General features: G+C 70.4%; 16 protein-coding genes. 9 read left to right on the forward strand and 7 right to left on the reverse strand.

Translation table 11 applies throughout. The features are described 5' to 3' along the window. Positions 1-30 precede the first annotated feature (30 nt). The 4 genes from M503_RS0101510 (at position 31) to M503_RS0101525 (ending at position 4,635) form a co-directional block, all read left to right on the forward strand. Complete coding sequence (locus M503_RS0101510) at positions 31-1,908, forward strand: ABC transporter ATP-binding protein (protein WP_028919485.1); 1,878 nt, start codon at positions 31-33, stop codon at positions 1,906-1,908. Between the two features lie 30 nt (positions 1,909-1,938). Continuing rightward, positions 1,939-3,123, forward strand: coding sequence for a PQQ-dependent sugar dehydrogenase (locus M503_RS0101515; protein ID WP_081720896.1), 1,185 nt, complete (start codon positions 1,939-1,941; stop codon positions 3,121-3,123). 106 nt (positions 3,124-3,229) lie between these two features. Continuing rightward, positions 3,230-4,012, forward strand: coding sequence for a ferredoxin--NADP reductase (locus tag M503_RS0101520; protein ID WP_028919487.1), 783 nt, complete (start codon positions 3,230-3,232; stop codon positions 4,010-4,012). Between the two features lie 83 nt (positions 4,013-4,095). After that, on the forward strand, positions 4,096-4,635 hold the full coding sequence (locus M503_RS0101525; protein ID WP_028919488.1) for a TlpA disulfide reductase family protein: 540 nt from the start codon (positions 4,096-4,098) through the stop codon (positions 4,633-4,635). On the opposite strand, the gene M503_RS0101530 is transcribed toward M503_RS0101525, so the two are convergent. Further along, positions 4,632-5,120 (reverse strand): glutathione peroxidase, encoded by a 489-nt coding sequence (locus M503_RS0101530; RefSeq protein ID WP_028919489.1) that lies wholly within the window; start codon positions 5,118-5,120, stop codon positions 4,632-4,634. The genes M503_RS0101525 and M503_RS0101530 overlap by 4 nt on opposite strands. 184 nt (positions 5,121-5,304) lie before the next feature. Between M503_RS0101530 and M503_RS0101535 the strand changes: the two genes are divergently transcribed. Next, positions 5,305-7,491, forward strand: a complete 2,187-nt coding sequence (locus M503_RS0101535) for a M3 family metallopeptidase (RefSeq protein WP_037060157.1) — start codon at positions 5,305-5,307, stop codon at positions 7,489-7,491. Between the two features lie 202 nt (positions 7,492-7,693). Here the strand turns inward: M503_RS0101535 and cfa are convergent, their stop codons facing one another. Genes cfa through M503_RS0101550 form a run of 3 tightly spaced genes read right to left on the reverse strand, consistent with a single transcriptional unit; the run spans position 7,694 to position 10,003 of the window. Further along, a complete protein-coding gene (gene cfa / locus M503_RS0101540) occupies positions 7,694-8,815 on the reverse strand; it encodes a cyclopropane fatty acyl phospholipid synthase (RefSeq protein WP_051414099.1) in 1,122 nt (373 codons plus the stop codon). Positions 8,816-8,821: 6 nt separating this feature from the next. Continuing rightward, the gene (locus M503_RS0101545; protein WP_028919492.1) at positions 8,822-9,667 is read right to left on the reverse strand and encodes an RsiV family protein; all 846 of its coding nucleotides are present in this window, start codon (positions 9,665-9,667) and stop codon (positions 8,822-8,824) included. A gap of 48 nt (positions 9,668-9,715) precedes the next feature. Further along, complete coding sequence (locus M503_RS0101550) at positions 9,716-10,003, reverse strand: GNAT family N-acetyltransferase (protein WP_028919493.1); 288 nt, start codon at positions 10,001-10,003, stop codon at positions 9,716-9,718. A gap of 188 nt (positions 10,004-10,191) precedes the next feature. Between M503_RS0101550 and M503_RS17570 the strand changes: the two genes are divergently transcribed. Beyond that, a complete protein-coding gene (locus M503_RS17570) occupies positions 10,192-10,368 on the forward strand; it encodes a hypothetical protein (RefSeq protein WP_197017163.1) in 177 nt (58 codons plus the stop codon). Positions 10,369-10,458: 90 nt separating this feature from the next. On the opposite strand, the gene M503_RS17880 is transcribed toward M503_RS17570, so the two are convergent. From M503_RS17880 to M503_RS0101570, 3 genes are read right to left on the reverse strand one after another with little or no spacing between them, the layout of a single operon-like run. After that, on the reverse strand, positions 10,459-11,250 hold the full coding sequence (locus M503_RS17880) for a histone H1-like repetitive region-containing protein (RefSeq protein ID WP_155951941.1): 792 nt from the start codon (positions 11,248-11,250) through the stop codon (positions 10,459-10,461). Positions 11,251-11,269: 19 nt separating this feature from the next. Further along, on the reverse strand, positions 11,270-11,887 hold the full coding sequence (locus tag M503_RS0101565) for a rhomboid family intramembrane serine protease (protein WP_028919494.1): 618 nt from the start codon (positions 11,885-11,887) through the stop codon (positions 11,270-11,272). A gap of 8 nt (positions 11,888-11,895) precedes the next feature. Then, positions 11,896-13,461, reverse strand: coding sequence for an oligopeptide:H+ symporter (locus M503_RS0101570; RefSeq protein ID WP_028919495.1), 1,566 nt, complete (start codon positions 13,459-13,461; stop codon positions 11,896-11,898). A 147-nt stretch (positions 13,462-13,608) separates the two neighbouring features. On the opposite strand from M503_RS0101570, the gene M503_RS0101575 reads away from it, so the two are divergent. The 3 genes from M503_RS0101575 (at position 13,609) to M503_RS0101585 (ending at position 16,971) form a co-directional block, all read left to right on the forward strand. Further along, positions 13,609-15,417 (forward strand): M14 family metallopeptidase, encoded by a 1,809-nt coding sequence (locus M503_RS0101575; protein WP_028919496.1) that lies wholly within the window; start codon positions 13,609-13,611, stop codon positions 15,415-15,417. Positions 15,418-15,423: 6 nt separating this feature from the next. Further along, positions 15,424-16,302 carry an endonuclease/exonuclease/phosphatase family protein gene (locus tag M503_RS15405; RefSeq protein WP_051414103.1) on the forward strand — a complete coding sequence of 293 codons (879 nt, stop codon included), beginning with the start codon at positions 15,424-15,426 and terminating at the stop codon, positions 16,300-16,302. Between the two features lie 102 nt (positions 16,303-16,404). Further along, complete coding sequence (locus M503_RS0101585) at positions 16,405-16,971, forward strand: type 1 glutamine amidotransferase domain-containing protein (protein WP_028919497.1); 567 nt, start codon at positions 16,405-16,407, stop codon at positions 16,969-16,971.

Consider the following 16,971-nt stretch of genomic DNA (forward strand, 5'->3'; position numbering starts at 1 on the left):
CCGCGGCGCCCGGCCGGGGCACAATGCGGCATGGCCACGCCCCGCCCCGCCGCCAAGCCGCGCCGCGAGCGCAGCACCCCCAGCCTGCGCGAGCGCTTCGACGCGATGCGCAACCTGCCGCCGTTCCTGCGCCAGATCTGGCAGACCAGCCCCGGCCTGACCCTGGCCAGCCTCGGCCTGCGCCTGCTGCGCGCGCTGATGCCGGTGGTCTCGCTGTACATCGGCAAGCTGATCATCGACGAGGCGATCCGGGTGGTCGGCCTGGGCCTGTCCTTCGACGGCCTCGGCGACGCCCTGCGCAGCGGCGCCCTCGACCACCTGCTGTGGCTGCTGGGCGTGGAACTGGCGCTGGCCGTGGCCTCGGACTTCCTCGGCCGGATGGTCAGCTACGCCGACGGCCTGCTCTCGGAGCTGTTCACCAACGCCAGCAGCATCCGCCTGATGGAGCATGCGGCGACCCTGGACCTGGAGGACTTCGAGGACCCGGACCTGCAGGACCGGCTGGACCGCGCCCGGCGCCTGACCATGAGCCGGATGAACCTGATGAGCCAGCTGTTCGGCCAGGTCCAGGACGCGGTCACCGTCATCGCCTTCGCCATCGGCCTGCTGGTCTACGCGCCGTGGCTGATCCTGCTGCTGGCGGTGGCGCTGGTCCCGGCCTTCGTCGGCGAGGCCCACTTCAACGCGCTGGGCTATTCGCTCAACTACCAGTGGACCCCGGAGCGGCGCCAGCTGGAATACCTGCGCCAGACCGGCGCCAGCGTCGAGACCGCCAAGGAGGTGAAGATCTTCAACCTCCACCGCTTCCTGATCGACCGCTACCGGACCCTGGCGCAGAAGTTCTACCTGGCCAACCGGGCGCTGGCGCGCAAGCGCGCCCTGTGGGGCACGCTGCTGGCCGCGCTGGGTACGCTGGGCTACTACGTGGCCTACGCCTACATCGCCTGGCGCACCGTGCGCGGCGACTTCAGCATCGGCGACCTGACCTTCCTGGCCGGCAGCTTCCGCCGCCTGCGCCAGCTGCTGGAAGGCCTGCTGGTCGGCTTCTCCCAGGTCGCCGGGCAGGCCCTGTACCTGGACGACCTGTACTCGTTCTTCGAGATCGAGCCGGAGATCGCCTCGCGCCCGGACGCGGTGCCGGTGCCGCGGCCGATCGAGCGCGGCTTCGTCTTCGAGAACGTCGGCTTCCGCTATCCCGGCGCCGAGCACTGGGCGCTGCGCGGACTGGAATTCGAGCTGCGCGCCGGCGAGGTGCTGGCCCTGGTCGGCGAGAACGGCGCCGGCAAGACCACCCTGGTCAAGCTGCTGGCGCGCCTGTACGACCCGGACGAGGGCCGGATCCTGCTCGACGGCCGCGACCTGCGCGACTACGACCTGGACGACCTGCGCGCCAACATCGGGGTGATCTTCCAGGACTTCGTCCGCTACCACCTCACCGCCGGCGAGAACATCGGCGTGGGCCGGATCGAGGCGATGGACGACATCGGGCGGATCCGCGCCGCCGCCCACCGGGCCATGGCCGACGAGGTCATCGAGCCGCTGCCGGAAGGCTACGACCAGCTGGTCGGGCGCCGCTTCAAGACCGGCGTGGACCTCTCCGGCGGGCAGTGGCAGAAGATCGCGATCGCCCGCGCCTACATGCGCGACGCCCAGGTCATGATCCTCGACGAGCCGACCGCGGCGCTGGACGCGCGCAGCGAGTTCGAGGTCTTCCAGCGCTTCAAGGAGCTGTCGCACGACCGCACCGCGGTGCTGATCTCGCACCGCTTCTCCAGCGTGCGCATGGCCGACCGGATCCTGGTGCTGGCCGGCGGCAAGGTCGAGGCGTCCGGCACCCATGCCGAACTGATGGCGCAGGGCGGCCGCTACGCGGAATTGTTCGAGCTGCAGGCGGCCGGCTATCGTTGAGGCTTCCGCGCCCAACGACAGGATGCCGCCATGCGCCGGCCGATTACCGCCAGCCTCACCCTCGCCCTTGCCCTGCCCTTCGTCCTGGCCGCCTGCCAGCCGCCGCAGGAGCCGGCCGCCTCCACGCCCGCGCCGGCCAGCGAACCGGCGCGCAACGTGGCCAGCGACCAGGGCCAGGCCAGCCTTACCATCATCGCCCGCGGCCTGTCGCATCCGTGGGCGGTGGCGCCGCTGCCGGACGGCGGCTTCCTGGTCACCGAGCGCGGCGGCAGCCTGCGCCGCATCGGCGCCGACGGCAGCGTTTCCGCGCCGCTGGCGGGGGTGCCCGAGGTTTCCGCCCGCGGCCAGGGCGGCCTGCTCGACGTGGCCCTGGCGCCGGACTTCGCCAGCAGCCGGCGCATCTACCTCAGCTATGCCGAGCCGGGCGAAGGCGGCCTGTCCGGCACGGCCGCGGCCTACGCCACCCTGGGCGACGACCGCCTCGAAGGCCTGACCGTCATCTACCGCCAGGAACCCAAGCTCAACACCGAGAACCACTACGGCTCGCGCTTCGCCTTCGACGGCAAGGGCCACGTCTTCATCAGCCAGGGCGAGCGCACCCTGAAGATGATGTCGCAGGAGCTGGACAAGCTGCAGGGCAAGCTGGTGCGCCTGGACCTCGACGGCAACGTGCCGGACGACAACCCCTTCGTCGGCCAGGCCGGCGCCCGCCCGGAAATCTGGAGCTACGGCCACCGCAACTCGCAGGGCCTGGCCTTCGACCCGCGCACCGGCAAGCTGTGGGAGAGCGAGCACGGCCCGCGCGGCGGCGACGAGATCAACCTGCCGAAGCCCGGCCGCAACTACGGCTGGCCGGTCATCACCCATGGCATCGACTACTCCGGCAAGCCGATCGCCGAGGCCGTCGGCAAGGAGAAGGACGGCATGGAGCCGCCGCACTTCGTCTTCGAGGTCTCGCCGGGCCTGTCGGGCATGGCCTTCTACACCGGCCGCCCCGGCAAGCCGTGGAACGACAGCCTGTTCCTGGGCTCGCTGGCCCAGCGCAACCTGATCCGCCTGCAGCTGGAAGGCGACCGGGTGGTCGGCGAGGAACGCCTGCTGGGCGACCTGGGCGAGCGCATCCGCGACGTCCGCCTGGGCCCGGACGGCAACCTCTACCTGGTGACCGACGAGGACGACGGCAAGCTGCTGAGGCTGGCGCCGCCGCAGGGCTGAGGCAGGCCTGGGACGGTGCCGGCCGGGCCCGGCACTGATCCTGCTCAAGGCCGGTTGGGGACGGTCGGCTACAATAACCGGGATAAGTCCAACCCGACCTCCCCCGATGTCCTCTGCCTACGGCACCGAGACGGTGCTCGACGTCCGTCACTGGACCGACGCCTACTTCAGCTTCACCACCACCCGCGACGACGGATTCCGCTTCGAGAACGGCCAGTTCGTGATGATCGGCCTGCCGACCGAGACCGGCCGGCCGATCATGCGCGCCTACTCCATCGCCAGTGCCAACTGGGAGGAGCAGCTGGAGTTCTTCTCGATCAAGGTCCAGGACGGCCCGCTGACCTCGCGCCTGCAGCACATCAAGCCCGGCGACAGCATCCTGATCGGCCGCAAGCCCACCGGCACCCTTCTGATCTCCGACCTGCACCCCGGGCGCAACCTGTACCTGCTGGGCACCGGCACCGGCCTGGCGCCGTGGCTGTCGGTGATCAAGGACCCGGAGACCTACGAGCGCTTCGAGCGCGTGGTCCTGTGCCACGGCGTGCGCCACGTCGAGGACCTCGCCTACCGCGACTACTTCGAGAAGGAACTGCCGCAGCACGAGTTCCTCGGCGAGATCATCCGCGAGAAGCTGCTGTACTACCCGGCGGTGTCGCGCGAGGACTTCCCGAACCGCGGCCGCCTCACCGACCTGATGGCCAGCGGCGCGATGATGCGCACGCTCGGCATCGAGGACCTGGACCCGAAGCACGACCGCGCGATGATCTGCGGCAGCCCGCAGATGCTGGCCGACTTCCGCGCCCTGCTCGACAGCCGCGGCTTCACCGCTTCGCCGCGCATCGGCAGCGCCGGCGAGTACGTGTTCGAGCGCGCCTTCGTCGAGAAGTGACGTTCCGCCGCCCCGGGGCGGCGTGCTAGCGTGCTCCCCGACGGGGAACGGGGAGCACGAAGATGGGGAGCACGAAGATGCCGATGCGATGGCTGCTGCTGGCCGGCCTGGCCGTGTCGACCTGCCTGGGCGCGAAGGAACTGCCACCATCGCCTGGCGTCGGCGAGATCCCGCCGCAACTGCTGGGCAAGACCCGCGACGGCCGTCCGGTCGACCTGGGCGACTACCGCGGCAAGGTCACCATCGTCACCTTCTGGGCGTCGTGGTGCGGTCCCTGCCGCAAGGAACTGCCGGTGCTGGCGCGCTTCCAGGACGTGGTCGGCCGGGACGCGCTGGAAGTGGTCGCGGTCAACTTCAAGGAGCCGCGCAGCGACTTCGTCGCGCTGGTGCGCGCCAACAAGGGCATGGACCTGACCTTCGTCCACGATGCCGATGGCGCGACCAGCGACCTGTACGGCGTGCGCGCGATCCCGCACATGTTCATCCTCGACCACGACGGCACGGTGGCCTACGTGCACCGCGGCTACTCGGAGAACGCCCTGCCCGGGATCATCGACGAGATCCTGTCGCTGCTGCCGGACGAGGTGAAGAACCGGCCCTCGGCCTCGGCGGCGAAGCGCTAGCCGGCCTTCAGCGCCCGCTCGATCGGGTGGACCAGCGATTCCGGCCGGTCGCGCGGCGCATGCCGCGACAGCACCTGGCCGTCGCGCCCGAGCAGGAACTTGGTGAAGTTCCACTTGATCCTGGCGGTGCCCAGCACCCCGCGCTTCTGCTGCTGAAGCCACTGCCACAGCGGATGCGCGCCCGGCCCGTTGACATCGATCCTGGCGAACATCGGGAAGGTCACGCCGAAATTGAGCGCGCAGAAGTCGCGGATCGCCGCCTCGTCGCCCGGTTCCTGGTGGCCGAACTGGTCGCAGGGAAAGGCCAGCACCACGAAGCCGCGGTCGCGATACTGCTGCCACAACGCCTCCAGTCCGGCGTACTGCGGGGTGAAGCCGCAGCGCGAGGCGACGTTGACCACCAGCGCCACCTGCCCGGCGAATTCGCCCAGCTGCCGCGGATGGCCGTCGATGTCGATCGCGGAAAAGTCGTGGAGGTTGGTCATCGGTGTCGCGCGCCGGTGGTGCCACAAGCATACGTGTGCGGTTGCCCGGCCGCCTGCGCCCGCCAATCGCAATGCAGACTGAGACCATGCGGCATGCCCGCGGCGTCCTGTGCCATTGGTCACGGGGCGTTACTCCCGGCACTGGGGTAGATTGGGAAGATTGTCCCCCGCAGGATCCGCTGCAATGAAGAAAACCGGCCTTTACCTGGCGCTCGCCGCCGCCCTCGGACTTGGCATGACCGCCTGCAACCGCACCGACAGCCCCGCGCCCGGCAGCGCCGAGCAGGCCGCCGCGGCCGACTCGCAGCAGAACCCGTTCTTCGTCGAGAGCGACCTGCCGCTGCAGTACCCGCGCTTCGACCAGATCAAGGACAGCGACTTCGGCCCGGCCTTCGACGCCGGCATGGCCGAGCAGCTGAAGGAGATCGAGGCGATCGCCAACAACGCCGAAGAGCCGACCTTCGAGAACACCATCCTGGCGATGGAGAACAGCGGCCAGGTGCTCGGCCGCGCCGCCGCGGTGTTCTTCAACCTGTCCAGCACCGACACCAACGACGCGCGCAAGCAGATCGACGCCGACTACTCGCCGAAGTTCGCCGCGCACCGCGACGCGATCTACCTGGACGGCAAGCTGTTCGCGCGGATCCAGGCGCTGTACGAGAAGCGCGAGTCGCTGGGCCTGGACGCCGAGGGCCTGCGCCTGGTCGAGCGCTACTACAACGACTTCGTCCGCGCCGGCGCGCAGCTGTCCGACGCCGACAAGGCCCGCCTGAAGGAAATGAACGCGCAGCTGGCCACGCTCGGCACCCAGTTCGACCAGAACGTGCTCAACGAGGTCAATGCCTCGGCCGTGGTGTTCGACAGCGCCGACTTCCTCGCCGGCGCCAGCCAGGCGCAGATCGACGCCGCCGCCGCCGAGGCCGCCAAGCGCGGCCTGGAAGGCAAGTACGTGGTCACCCTGCTCAACACCACCGGCCAGCCGCCGCTGAGCTACCTGAGCAACCGCGAGGCGCGCCAGCGCATCTTCGAGGCCTCGATCGCCCGCGGCAGCCGCGGCAACGAGTACGACAACACCGGCGTGGTCGCGCAGGTGATCAAGCTGCGCGCCGAGCGCGCGAAGCTGCTGGGCTTCCCGAACCATGCCGCCTACGCGCTGGCCGACGCCACCGCCAAGACCCCCGAGGCGGTGAACGAGATGCTCGGCAAGCTGGCCCCGGCCGCGGTGGCCAACGCCCGGCGCGAGGCCGCCGAGCTGCAGAAGATGATCGACCAGGAGCAGGCCGCCAAGGGCGAGCCGGGCTTCAAGCTGGAGCCGTGGGACTGGGCCTACTACGCCGAGAAGGTGCGCCAGGCCAGGTACGACTTCGACGAGTCGCAGCTCAAGCCGTACTTCGAGATGAAGAACGTGCTGGAGAACGGCGTGTTCTACGCCGCCACCCAGCTGTACGGCATCACCTTCAAGGAACGCACCGACCTGCCGAAGTACCACCCCGACACGTGGACCTACGACGTGTTCGACGCCGACGGCTCGCAGCTGGCGATCTTCATCTTCGACCCGTTCGCGCGCGAGTCCAAGCGCGGCGGCGCGTGGATGAACTCCTACGTCGAGCAGTCGAAGCTGCGCGGCACCAGGCCGGTGGTCGCCAACCACCTGAACATCCCGAAGCCGCCGGCCGGGCAGCCGGTCCTGCTGACCTGGGACGAGGTCACCACCGCGTTCCACGAGTTCGGCCACGCCCTGCACGGCATGTTCTCCGACGTGAACTACCCGTACTTCAGCGGCACCTCGGTCCCGCGCGACTTCGTCGAGTTCCCGTCGCAGGTCAACGAGATGTGGGCCGACTGGCCGTCGATCCTGGCCAACTACGCCCGGCACCACGAGACCGGCGAGCCGATGCCGCAGGCGCTGCTGGACAAGGTCCTGGCCGCGGCCAAGTTCAACCAGGGCTTCGCCACCACCGAGTACCTGGGCGCGGCCATGCTCGACCAGCGCTGGCACCAGATCGGCCCGGACCAGGTGCCGGCCGCCGAAGGCGTGATGCCGTTCGAGGCCGAGGCGCTGAAGGCCGACGGCATCTACTTCGCCCCGGTCCCGCCGCGCTACCGCACGCCGTACTTCAGCCACATCATGGGCGGCTACGCGGCCGGCTACTACGCCTACATCTGGTCCGAGGTGCTGGACGCCAACACCCAGGAATGGATCCGCAACAACGGCGGCCTCAAGCGCGAGAACGGCGACCGCTTCCGCGCCACCCTGCTGTCGCGCGGCGGCAGCAAGGACGCGCTGCAGCTGTTCCGCGACTTCGCCGGCCACGATCCGAAGATCGAGCCGCTGCTGAAGAAGCGCGGGCTGGACGCGGCCCCGCGCTGATCCACGCCGACCTGCACCACGACTGCGCCACCTCCGGGTGGCGCAGTCGTTTCCGGCGGTGGAAAACCGCCACCGTTTTCCACAGGCGGTGTGGATGGAACGTGCACGAAGCTGTGGATAATCGCCGGAGCGCCAGGCGTGGCGGGGCTGTCAAGAAGGTTGGCGAAAATTTCGCCACGGCCGGGAAACCGCCGCCCTGCCCTCAGCGCGGCGCGACGTAACCGCCCGGCACCCCGCCCGGCGACAGCACCAGTTGCCACAGCTGCGAACGGCGGCAGCGGAAGGTGGCCATCGAGGCGGACAGGTAGAACCGCCACATCCGCCGGAAGCGCTCGTCGTAGCGCGGGTCGAGCCGGTCCCAGGCCGCTTCCACGTTCGCCCGCCACGCCGCCAGCGTGCGCTCGTAGTCGGCGCCGAAGTTGTGCCAGTCCTCCAGCACGAACAGGCCCTCGCTGGCCCGCGTGATCTGCGCCGCCGACGGCAGCATCGAGTTGGGGAAGATGTAGCGCGCGATCCACGGGTCGGTGCGCTTCACCGAGAGGTTGCTGCCGATGGTGTGCAGCAGGAACAGGCCGTGCTCCGGCAGGCAGCGGCGCATCACCTCGAAGTAGGTGCGGTAGTTGCGCACGCCGACGTGCTCGAACATGCCGATCGACAGCGCCGCGTCGAACGGCTCGTCCAGGTCGCGGTAATCCTGCAGCCGGATCTCCACCGGCAGGCCGGCGCACAGCTCGCGTGCGTACTCGGCCTGCTCGCGGGAGATGGTCACGCCCACGCCGGACACGCCATAGCGTTCGGCGGCGAACTTCAGCGCCTCGCCCCAGCCGCAGCCCACGTCGAGCACGCGCATGCCCGGACGCAGCCGCAGCTTGCGGCAGACCAGGTCGAGCTTGGCTTCCTGCGCCGCGTCGAGGTCGTCGGCATCGCGCCAGTAGCCGCAGCTGTAGACCAGCCGCCGCCCCAGCATCGCCGAGTACAGGTCGTTGCCCAGGTCGTAGTGGCGCCGCCCCACCTCGCCGCTGCGCCGCCGCGACTGCGGGTTGAGCAGGCGCGCCTCCAGCGCGTCCCACACCTCCCCCAGGCCGTGCACGCGCCGGTCCAGCCGCGCCTGCATCAGCCGCGCGAGGAACCCGTCCAGCGAGCGCACGTCCCACCAGCCGTCCATGTAGGACTCGCCCAGGCCCAGCGAACCCTGCGCGAGCACGCGCGTGTACAGGCGCCCGTCGTGGACCTGCAGGTCCCAGTCGCGGTCGCCGCCGATGCGCACGCCGGCCTCGGCCAGCAAGGCCTCGACCCTCCGCTTCGCGCGCGCCGCCAGCGCCATCGCCCGTCAGCCGGCGAACAACCCGCGGACGTCGTCCGCCAGGTACGGCATCAGGACCGAGGCCGGAACCTCGACGGTCTGCACGCCGTCCGCGTACGGCCCCACCTGGTACGGCGGGAACACGAAGCGCAGCGCGCCGATCCGGCCGTCGGCGCCGGGCACCGGCTCGAACTGGGCGAAGTTCTCCGGCCTGGGCTCGGTGCCCTGGTCGATGGTCTTCAGCGCCATCGCCAGCAGGTTGGCCCGCTCCTCCGGCGCCAGCGCCTCGTCGGAGGCGCGGATGTGGGCGGCGGTGCCGAGCTGCTCGCCGATATAGGCGGCCACCGGCTCCCAGCCCTCGCGCGAGGCCAGCAGGCTCTCGGCGGTCAGCATGCGCTGCTGCTTCGGCAGCCAGACGAAACGCGCCACCAGCGGCTGGCCATGCGCGCCGCCGGTATAGAGGCTGCCGTCGGCGGCCACCGCGACCACGTCGGCGGTCCGCACCAGCTGGCGGAAGCCCAGCGACAGCTCGTAGGGCGCGGTCGGGTTGGCGTCGAGCCCGGCCACGGCCTGCTGCAGCTCGGCGCGCGCCGCCTCGGCGTAGCCGTGGAGGGCGCGGGCCAGGCCCGGCTCGGCATCGATGCCCGGCGGGTAGCTGATCCCGACCACGTAGCGCGGGTCGGTCTCGATCACGTCTTCCAGCACCAGCGGCGTGGCCGTGGTGCCCGGCCCCTCGCCCGCGGCCTCCGCGCCGGCTTCGGCCTGCGGGGTGGCCGGGGCGGGCGCGGGCGCCTCGCGCCGGCACCCGGCCAGCAGGGCCAGGGCCAGCAGCGCCGGGATGGCAGGCCAGGTGTGGGTCGGATTCATGCTCATGCTGCACCTCCTCTGTGCACCGGCATGCGGACCATGCCGGCAGTGTAGTCATTCCCCGACCAGGTCGGCGTAGTCCGGATGGCGGGCGATCCAGGCCGCCGCATAGGAACAGGCGGGGACCACCTTCCAGCCCTGGCTGCGGGCGTGGTCGAAAGCGGCCTGGACCAGGCGCCCGGCCAGCCCCCGGCCACCGATCGCCTGCGGGACCCCGGTATGGTCGATGACCATCCGCCCGTCGGGGGCGCGGTGGTAGACCAGTTCCGCCAGCTGGCCGTCCAGCTCGAGCTGGAAACGCTGGCCGGAGGGGTCGTGGCGGATTTCGGGCTGGTCGTTCATGTCGGGGGCTCCTAGGGGCAAAAACAGACGCATTGCGTCACATTCTGGCCGTGATGCAGGGCAGAAAGGGCGCTGCCTATGCTGAACAGGCTGGCTGAACCGCTCATCAAGGCCGCGTGAATCTGGCATGTCTCCTGCTTCAACCCCGTCAAGGAGACATGCCCGGCGCCGGGCAGAGAGCACAGACGATGGATGCATTCGAACGTAACACCGCCAGCGAAATGGACAACGACGCCTCCCTGCTGGAGGGCCTGTTCCAGCTGGCCGTGAGCGGCCATACCGAGGGCTGGGAGTACGAGCACCTCGCCGCCGAGGTCTACCAGCGCCTCGAGCACGCCTACGCCGCCGAACCGCAACCGCACTGATCAACGGTTCCAGGGGGAGACGGGCGCAGGAGGGGGCGGCCCGTCCCACAGCCCCGCCCATCGGGCGGGGCTGTTTTTTTTCGGCCCCCGTCAGCGGCGGTCGCGCTTGCGCTGGTTGCGCCGGTCCTGGGTACCGGCACTGCCCTGGGTCGCGCGCAGCCGCGCTTCCCCCGCATGCAGGTCCTGCAGCGTCGCCGGGTCGGCGGTGCCGGCCTGCGCGGCGCCGGGGTCATGCCCGCCATGGGGATCCTCGAGCAGCCGCCACGGCGGCGTCTGCTTCGCCTGCTCCTGCTTCGCCTCCAGCAGTTCGCGGGTATGGGTCAGCGCGTCTTCCGGCGTCGGCGCGCTGGACGGGACGGGGGGCGCCTCGGGCGGCCTGCGCCGGGAACGGGCGGGCGACTTCGCCTCGCCGGCCCCTCGCGCCGTCCTGGCAGCGGTCTTCCTGGCCGTAGGGCCCCTGGCGACCTTGCGCGGCGCCTTCTTCGCGGCCGTCTTCCTGGCGACGGTTTTCTTCGCCACCGCCTTCCTGGCCCTCGTATTCTTCGCCGTCGCCCTGGGCGGCGCGGCCTTCTTCGCGGCCTTGCGGACGGTCTTCCCCGCAGGCGCCTTCTTTGCTGCCGCCTTCCTGGCCGGTGCCTTCTTCGCCGCGACCCTGCCGGTCGCCTTCTTCCCCGGGGTCTTCGCTGCCGCGGTCTTGCGGGTGGCGGTCTTCGCAGCCTTCTTCGCGGTCTTCTTCGTGGCTTTCTTCGCGATCTTCCCGGCCGCCTTTTTCGCCGCCGTCTTCTTCGTCGCGCTGCGGGAGCCGGTTTTCCGTGCCGTGCGGGTTGCCATCTCCACCTCCGTCTGTCGGACGGAGGCGACGGTGGCATGCCCGGCATTCACGCCGGGTGAGCGCGCCGGCTCAGCGGAAGCTCGGGTTGAGCAGCTGGCCGAGGAACACGTTCACCAGCCGCGGCTCCATCGCCAGCATGAACATCACGCCGAACACCGCGCCGGCCAGGTGCGCGCTGTGGTTGACGTTGTCCCCGCCCTTGCGGTCCATCCAGATGCTGTAGCCGACGTAGAACACCGCGTACAGGATCGCCGGCGCCGGGATGAAGAACACGAAGATCAGCGACCACGGCTGGATCAGGATGAAGGCGAACAGCACCGCCGACACCGCCCCGGAAGCGCCCAGGCTGAAGTAGTTCGGGTTCTTCTGGTTCTTCAGGTAGCTGGGCAGGATCGAGACCACCAGCGCGGCCAGGTAGAACAGCGGATAGGTCAGCACGCTGCCGGTCAGCTGCCGCATCACCTGCTCGATCAGCCGGCCGAAGAAGAACAGCGTGACCAAGTTGAACAGCAGGTGCGGGAAGTCCGCGTGCAGGAAGCCGTAGCTGACCAGCCGCCAGTACTCGTGCTTGCGCGCCACCGCCGGCGGCCACAGGATCAGGCGGTCGACGATGCGGCGGTCGTTGAAGGCCAGCCACGACAGCAGCGCGGTGGCGGCGATCAGCAGCAGGGTGATGGGGCTGGACATCGCGATCCTCAGGTTCCGGCCGGGCGGTAGTTGTCGACCATCCGGTAGCTGCGCGCGTACAGCCCGAACACCAGCGCCGCCACCAGGGCGAATGCCGCGAAGAAGAACATCTGGAACGCGGTCGTGCTCAACCCGGTGCCGGCGATGCTGCCGGTCACCGTGTCGTTGCGCACCGCCGCATTGGCCAGCAGCACCCACAGGTTGCCGATGGTCGTGGTCAGGTTCCAGAAGCTCATGACCACGCCCTTCATCGCCGCCGGCGCCTGGCTGTAGGCGAACTCCAGGCCGGTGGCCGAGACCAGCACCTCGCCGAAGGTCAGCAGCGCGTACGGCAGCACCTGCCAGACGATCGACATCGGCTCGCCGCCGTCCATGACCACCTGGATGCCGCCGATCACGATCCACGACAGGCCGCTGAAGGCGATGCCGGCGGTCATCCGCCGCAGCGCGGTCGGCTCCCAGCCGAAGCGGCGCAGCGCCGGGTACAGGACCAGGTTGTTGAACGGGATCAGGATCATCACCAGGGCCGGGTTCAGCGCCTGCATCTGCGAGGACACGAACCACTCCGGCTTGGTCATCTCGTTGCCCTGGATCACCCAGGTCGAGGCCTTCTGGTCGAACAGCGAGAAGAACGGCGTGGTCAGGGCGAAGATCACCAGCACCCGCAGCACGCTGCGCGCACCGTCCACGGCCACGTCGGAGTGCACGCCGCGGGCGCGCTCCAGCTGCATCCAGGCGCCGCCGCCGACGCCGGCCAGCAGGACCACCAGCGCCACGCACAGCGCGATGACGAAGCCCAGCGACGGCACCAGCGCCAGCGACGCGACCGCCAGCGCCACGCCGGCCACCGCCAGCCACAGTCCGCCCCGGCCCTGCCCCGGCGCCTGCGCCAGCAGCGCGGTGCGGATCACCTTCGAGAACGCATCCGGGTCCTCGGTGCGCGCTGGCGGCAGCATCACGTAGCGCTTGCGGCCCAGCCAGAACACGAAGGTGGCCACGAACATCAGCAGGCCGGGGATGCCGAACGCCACCGCCGGGCCGAAGTTCTTCAGGAACAGCGGCATCAGCAGCGAGGCGAACAGCGAGCCGAAGTTGATGATCCAGTAGAAGGCGTCGAAGACGATCTTCGCCAAGTGCTTGTTCGACTGGTTGAACTGGTCGCCCATGAACGAGGCCACCAGCGGCTTGATGCCGCCGGCGCCCAGCGCGATCAGCGCCAGGCCGGTGAAGAAGCCGGCGCGGTTGTCCTCGAACAGCGCCAGGCAGGCATGGCCGGCGCAATAGACCAGCGAGAACCAGAGGATGGTGTTGTACTTGCCGAAGAAGCGGTCGGCCAGGTACCCGCCCAGCAGCGGGAAGAAGTACACACCGATCATGAAGGTGTGCATCAGGTCCTTGGCGGCCAGTTCCCGCTCCTGCCCGGCCATGATGTGCTGCAGCAGGGTCGAGGTGATCAGGAACTGCACCAGGATGTTGCGCATCCCGTAGAAGCTGAAGCGTTCGCAGGCCTCGTTGCCGATGATGTTGGCGATCTGGCGGGGCATGCGCGCCTTGGCGGCGGCGGTATCGGTCATCTCGGGGTCTGTCGCAAAAGAAGCCGAGGGTACCCGATCCGCCGCAGGCACCGGAACCCGGACGCCCGGCGCGGCGGCCCGGCATGGCCCCCGCCGGCGGCCGGCTGGCATCATGGCGGCTTGCCCCTTGCCGGACCCGTCCCGACCATGCCCTCGCGCGCTCCCTGGCTCCGCCTCCTGTCCATCCCGCTGGCCGTGATGTCGGCGCTCGCTCCCGCCGCGGCCGCCACGCCGCCGGCCGCGAACCCGGACCTGTCCACGGTTGCCGAGCGTTCCGGCTTCCAGCGCACCGGCCGCTACGCCGAGGTCGGGGAACTGGCCGCCGCGTTCCAGGCGCGCTGGCCGGACCGGGTGGCGGTCCGCAGCTTCGGCACCACGCCGGAGGGCCGGCCGATGCACGTGCTGGTGGTGACCGCCACCGGCGCGTTCGAGCCGGAAGAGGCACGCCGCCGCAACCTGCCGGTGGTGCTGGTCCAGGGCGGCATCCACGCCGGCGAGTCCGACGGCAAGGACGCCGGCTTCCTGGCCCTGCGCGAGGTGCTCGAGGGCAAGGCCGCGCCCGGCGCGCTGGACCGGCTGGTATGGCTGTTCGTGCCGGTGTTCAACGTCGACGGCCACGAGCGCTTCGGCCGCTGGAACCGTCCCAACCAGCGCGGCCCGGAGGAAATGGGCTGGCGCACCACCGCGCAGAACTTCAACCTCAACCGCGACTACGTGAAGGCCGACTCGCCGGAAATGCGGGCGATGCTGCGCCTGGTGCAGGAATGGGACCCGCTGGCCACGGTCGACCTGCACGCCACCGACGGCGCGCAGTTCGAGCACGACATCTCCTTCCAGGTCGAACCGCTGCACGCCGGCGACGCGGCCCTGCGCGAGATCGGCCGCGCCTGGCGCGACGGCGTCGCCGCCGACCTGGCGGAAGCCGGTTCGCTGCCACTGGTGTTCTATCCGGAGTTCGTGGTCGAGGACGATCCGGCCTCCGGCTTCGAGGACGGGGTGGCCCCGCCGCGCTTCTCGCACGGCTATTTCCTGCTGCGCAACCGCCTGGGCATGCTGGTCGAGACGCACTCGTGGAAGCCGTATCCGGAACGCGTGCGCGCCACCCGCAGCGCGGTGGTCTCGGTGCTGGAGCACATCGCCCGCGAGGGTGCGAAGTGGCGCCGCATCGCCAGCGAGGCCGATGCCCGCGCCGCGCGCCTGCCCGGCAGGGAGGAGCCGCTGGCGTGGAAGGCTACCGACGAGGCGCGCACGGTCGAGTTCCGCGGCTACGCCTACACGCGCACGCCGTCGGAGGTTTCCGGCGCGCTGATGACGCGCTACGACGAGACCACTCCGCAGGTCTGGCGCCTGCCGCTGCGCGACCACGTGGTACCGGCGCTGAGCGCCACCGCGCCGCGCGCCGGCTACCTGGTGCCGCCGGCGTGGGTCGATTTCGTGCGCCCCACGCTTGATGCGCATGGCGTGTCCTACCGCCGCCTCGACCAGGCCTGGCCGGCCGCGCCGGTACAGGCCTTCCGCAGCGAATCGCCGGACTTCGCCGCGCGCCCGGTGGAAGGCCGGCAGCGCCTCACCGTGCAGGGCGAGTGGAAACCGGAAAGCCGCGACATCGGCGCCGGCGCACTGTACGTGCCGGCCGGCCAGCCGCTGGCGCGACTGGTGCTGGCCCTGCTGGAACCGCAGGCGCCGGACTCCCTGGCCGCCTGGGGCGGGTTCAACAACGCCTTCGAACGCAAGGAGTACATGGAGCCGTACGTGGCCGAAGAGGTTGCCCGGCAGATGCTGGACGCCGACCCTGCGCTGCGCGAAGAATTCCGCCAGCGCCTGGCCTCGGACCCGGGGTTCGCCGCCGACCCGGATGCGCGCCTGGACTTCTTCTACCGGCGCCATCCGGCCTGGGACGAACGCTACGGCCTGTACCCCGTGTTGCGCCTGGACCAGCCCCCGCCCGAACGCTGAGCCGCCATGAACGCCGCCCTGCCCCGCTTCCTCGCCTGCCTGCTGCTCTGCGTCGGCCTGACGGGAGGCGCGGCGGCGGCGAATGACGACGACGGCGCGGGTGCCACGCACGCCGCGCCGGACTTCACCCTCGTCACCCTCAACCTGTACCACGACCGCGACGACTGGCCGCGGCGGCGCGAACAGATCGTGGCCGAGCTGCGCCGCCTGCAGCCGGATGCCGTCGCGCTGCAGGAAGTCCTGCAGCACGAGGACCTGCCGAACCAGGCCGCGTGGCTGGCCAACGAAATGGGCTACGACTGGCATTTCGTCACCACCGATCCACCCAGCCAGTCTCGGCGCTACGGCAACGCCGTGCTCACCCGGCAGGCGCCGCTGGAGCTGGGCGAGACCCTGCTGCATCCGCTGGAGGACCACCGCACCGCCGGCTTCGTGCGCGTGCTCGCCGGTGGACGGCCGCTCAACCTCTACGTCACCCACCTGTACTGGGCGCCCGATGGCGCGGAGACGCGCGCCCGCCAGCTGGCCGACCTGATGGCCTACATCGAGGCGACTTCCGCCGGCGCGCCTTCGCTCATCGCCGGCGACTTCAACGCCGAAGCCGACGCGCCGGAGCTGCACCCGCTGCGCGAACGCTGGATCGACGCCTGGACCGCGCTGCATCCGCACGTCCCGCTCGCCGAAGCCACCACGCTCAATCCCGCCTACTTCACCGTGCCGGCGCGGGTCGACCACGTGTTCGTGGAAGCCGGCCGGCTGAAGCCGGTGGAGGCGCGGCTGCTGTTCACCGAAGCGGACGCGGAAGGCACCTGGGCCTCCGACCATCGCGGCCTGCTGGTGCGCGTCCGCCTGAAGGAGCACGCCGGCGCGGCGGCCGCGCCGTGATGCCTGCCGCGGTTTAATGTTTCGCACACGCAGCCTTCGCGCGATGCGTGCGTGGCGAACGCGAGGATGCCGGTTCCCCTTCGATCCGACAGGAACCGCACGATGAGCCATCTCACCGGGAAACGCGTCGCCATCCTCGCCAGCGACGGCTTCGAGGAATCCGAACTGCTGGAACCGCTGCGCGCCCTGCGCGAACACGGCGCCGAGGTCGACGTGGTCTCCCCGGGCAGCGGCACGATCCAGGGCATGCGCCACTTCGACAAGGGCGAGAGCGTCAAGGTCGACCGCAAGGTCGGCGATGCCAGCGCCGGCGACTACGACGCCCTGGTCATCCCCGGCGGCCTGTTCAATCCGGACGCGCTGCGCAACGACGACGACGCGATCCGCTTCACCCGCGCCTTCTTCGAGGCCGGCAAGCCGGTCGGCGCGATCTGCCACGGCCCATGGGTGCTGGTGAACGCCGGCGTGGTCGAGGATCGCGAGCTGACTTCGGTCGCGAACATCCAGCGCGACCTGGAGAACGCCGGCGCCCGCTGGGTCGACCGCGAGGTCGTCGTCGACCAGGGCCTGGTCACCAGCCGTACCCCGAAGGACCTGCCGGCGTTCTGCGCCAAGCTGGTCGAGGAGATCGCCGAGGGCCGCCATGCCGGCCAGGAGGCCGCCGCATGA

This window comes from Pseudoxanthomonas suwonensis J47 (assembly GCF_000513955.1).
GTDB lineage: Bacteria > Pseudomonadota > Gammaproteobacteria > Xanthomonadales > Xanthomonadaceae > Pseudoxanthomonas > Pseudoxanthomonas suwonensis_C.

Bases quoted from the DNA above. Each gene is read 5' to 3' on its own strand.
- M503_RS0101510 (WP_028919485.1), top strand. From the start codon at position 31: ATGGCCACGCCCCGCCCCGCCGCCAAGCCGCGCCGCGAGCGCAGCACC.
- M503_RS0101515 (WP_081720896.1), top strand. From the start codon at position 1,939: ATGCGCCGGCCGATTACCGCCAGCCTCACCCTCGCCCTTGCCCTGCCC.
- M503_RS0101520 (WP_028919487.1), top strand. From the start codon at position 3,230: ATGTCCTCTGCCTACGGCACCGAGACGGTGCTCGACGTCCGTCACTGG.
- M503_RS0101525 (WP_028919488.1), top strand. From the start codon at position 4,096: ATGCGATGGCTGCTGCTGGCCGGCCTGGCCGTGTCGACCTGCCTGGGC.
- M503_RS0101530 (WP_028919489.1), bottom strand. From the start codon at position 5,120: ATGACCAACCTCCACGACTTTTCCGCGATCGACATCGACGGCCATCCG.
- M503_RS0101535 (WP_037060157.1), top strand. From the start codon at position 5,305: ATGAAGAAAACCGGCCTTTACCTGGCGCTCGCCGCCGCCCTCGGACTT.
- cfa (WP_051414099.1), bottom strand. From the start codon at position 8,815: ATGGCGCTGGCGGCGCGCGCGAAGCGGAGGGTCGAGGCCTTGCTGGCC.
- M503_RS0101545 (WP_028919492.1), bottom strand. From the start codon at position 9,667: ATGAGCATGAATCCGACCCACACCTGGCCTGCCATCCCGGCGCTGCTG.
- M503_RS0101550 (WP_028919493.1), bottom strand. From the start codon at position 10,003: ATGAACGACCAGCCCGAAATCCGCCACGACCCCTCCGGCCAGCGTTTC.
- M503_RS17570 (WP_197017163.1), top strand. From the start codon at position 10,192: ATGGATGCATTCGAACGTAACACCGCCAGCGAAATGGACAACGACGCC.
- M503_RS0101565 (WP_028919494.1), bottom strand. From the start codon at position 11,887: ATGTCCAGCCCCATCACCCTGCTGCTGATCGCCGCCACCGCGCTGCTG.
- M503_RS0101570 (WP_028919495.1), bottom strand. From the start codon at position 13,461: ATGACCGATACCGCCGCCGCCAAGGCGCGCATGCCCCGCCAGATCGCC.
- M503_RS0101575 (WP_028919496.1), top strand. From the start codon at position 13,609: ATGCCCTCGCGCGCTCCCTGGCTCCGCCTCCTGTCCATCCCGCTGGCC.
- M503_RS15405 (WP_051414103.1), top strand. From the start codon at position 15,424: ATGAACGCCGCCCTGCCCCGCTTCCTCGCCTGCCTGCTGCTCTGCGTC.
- M503_RS0101585 (WP_028919497.1), top strand. From the start codon at position 16,405: ATGAGCCATCTCACCGGGAAACGCGTCGCCATCCTCGCCAGCGACGGC.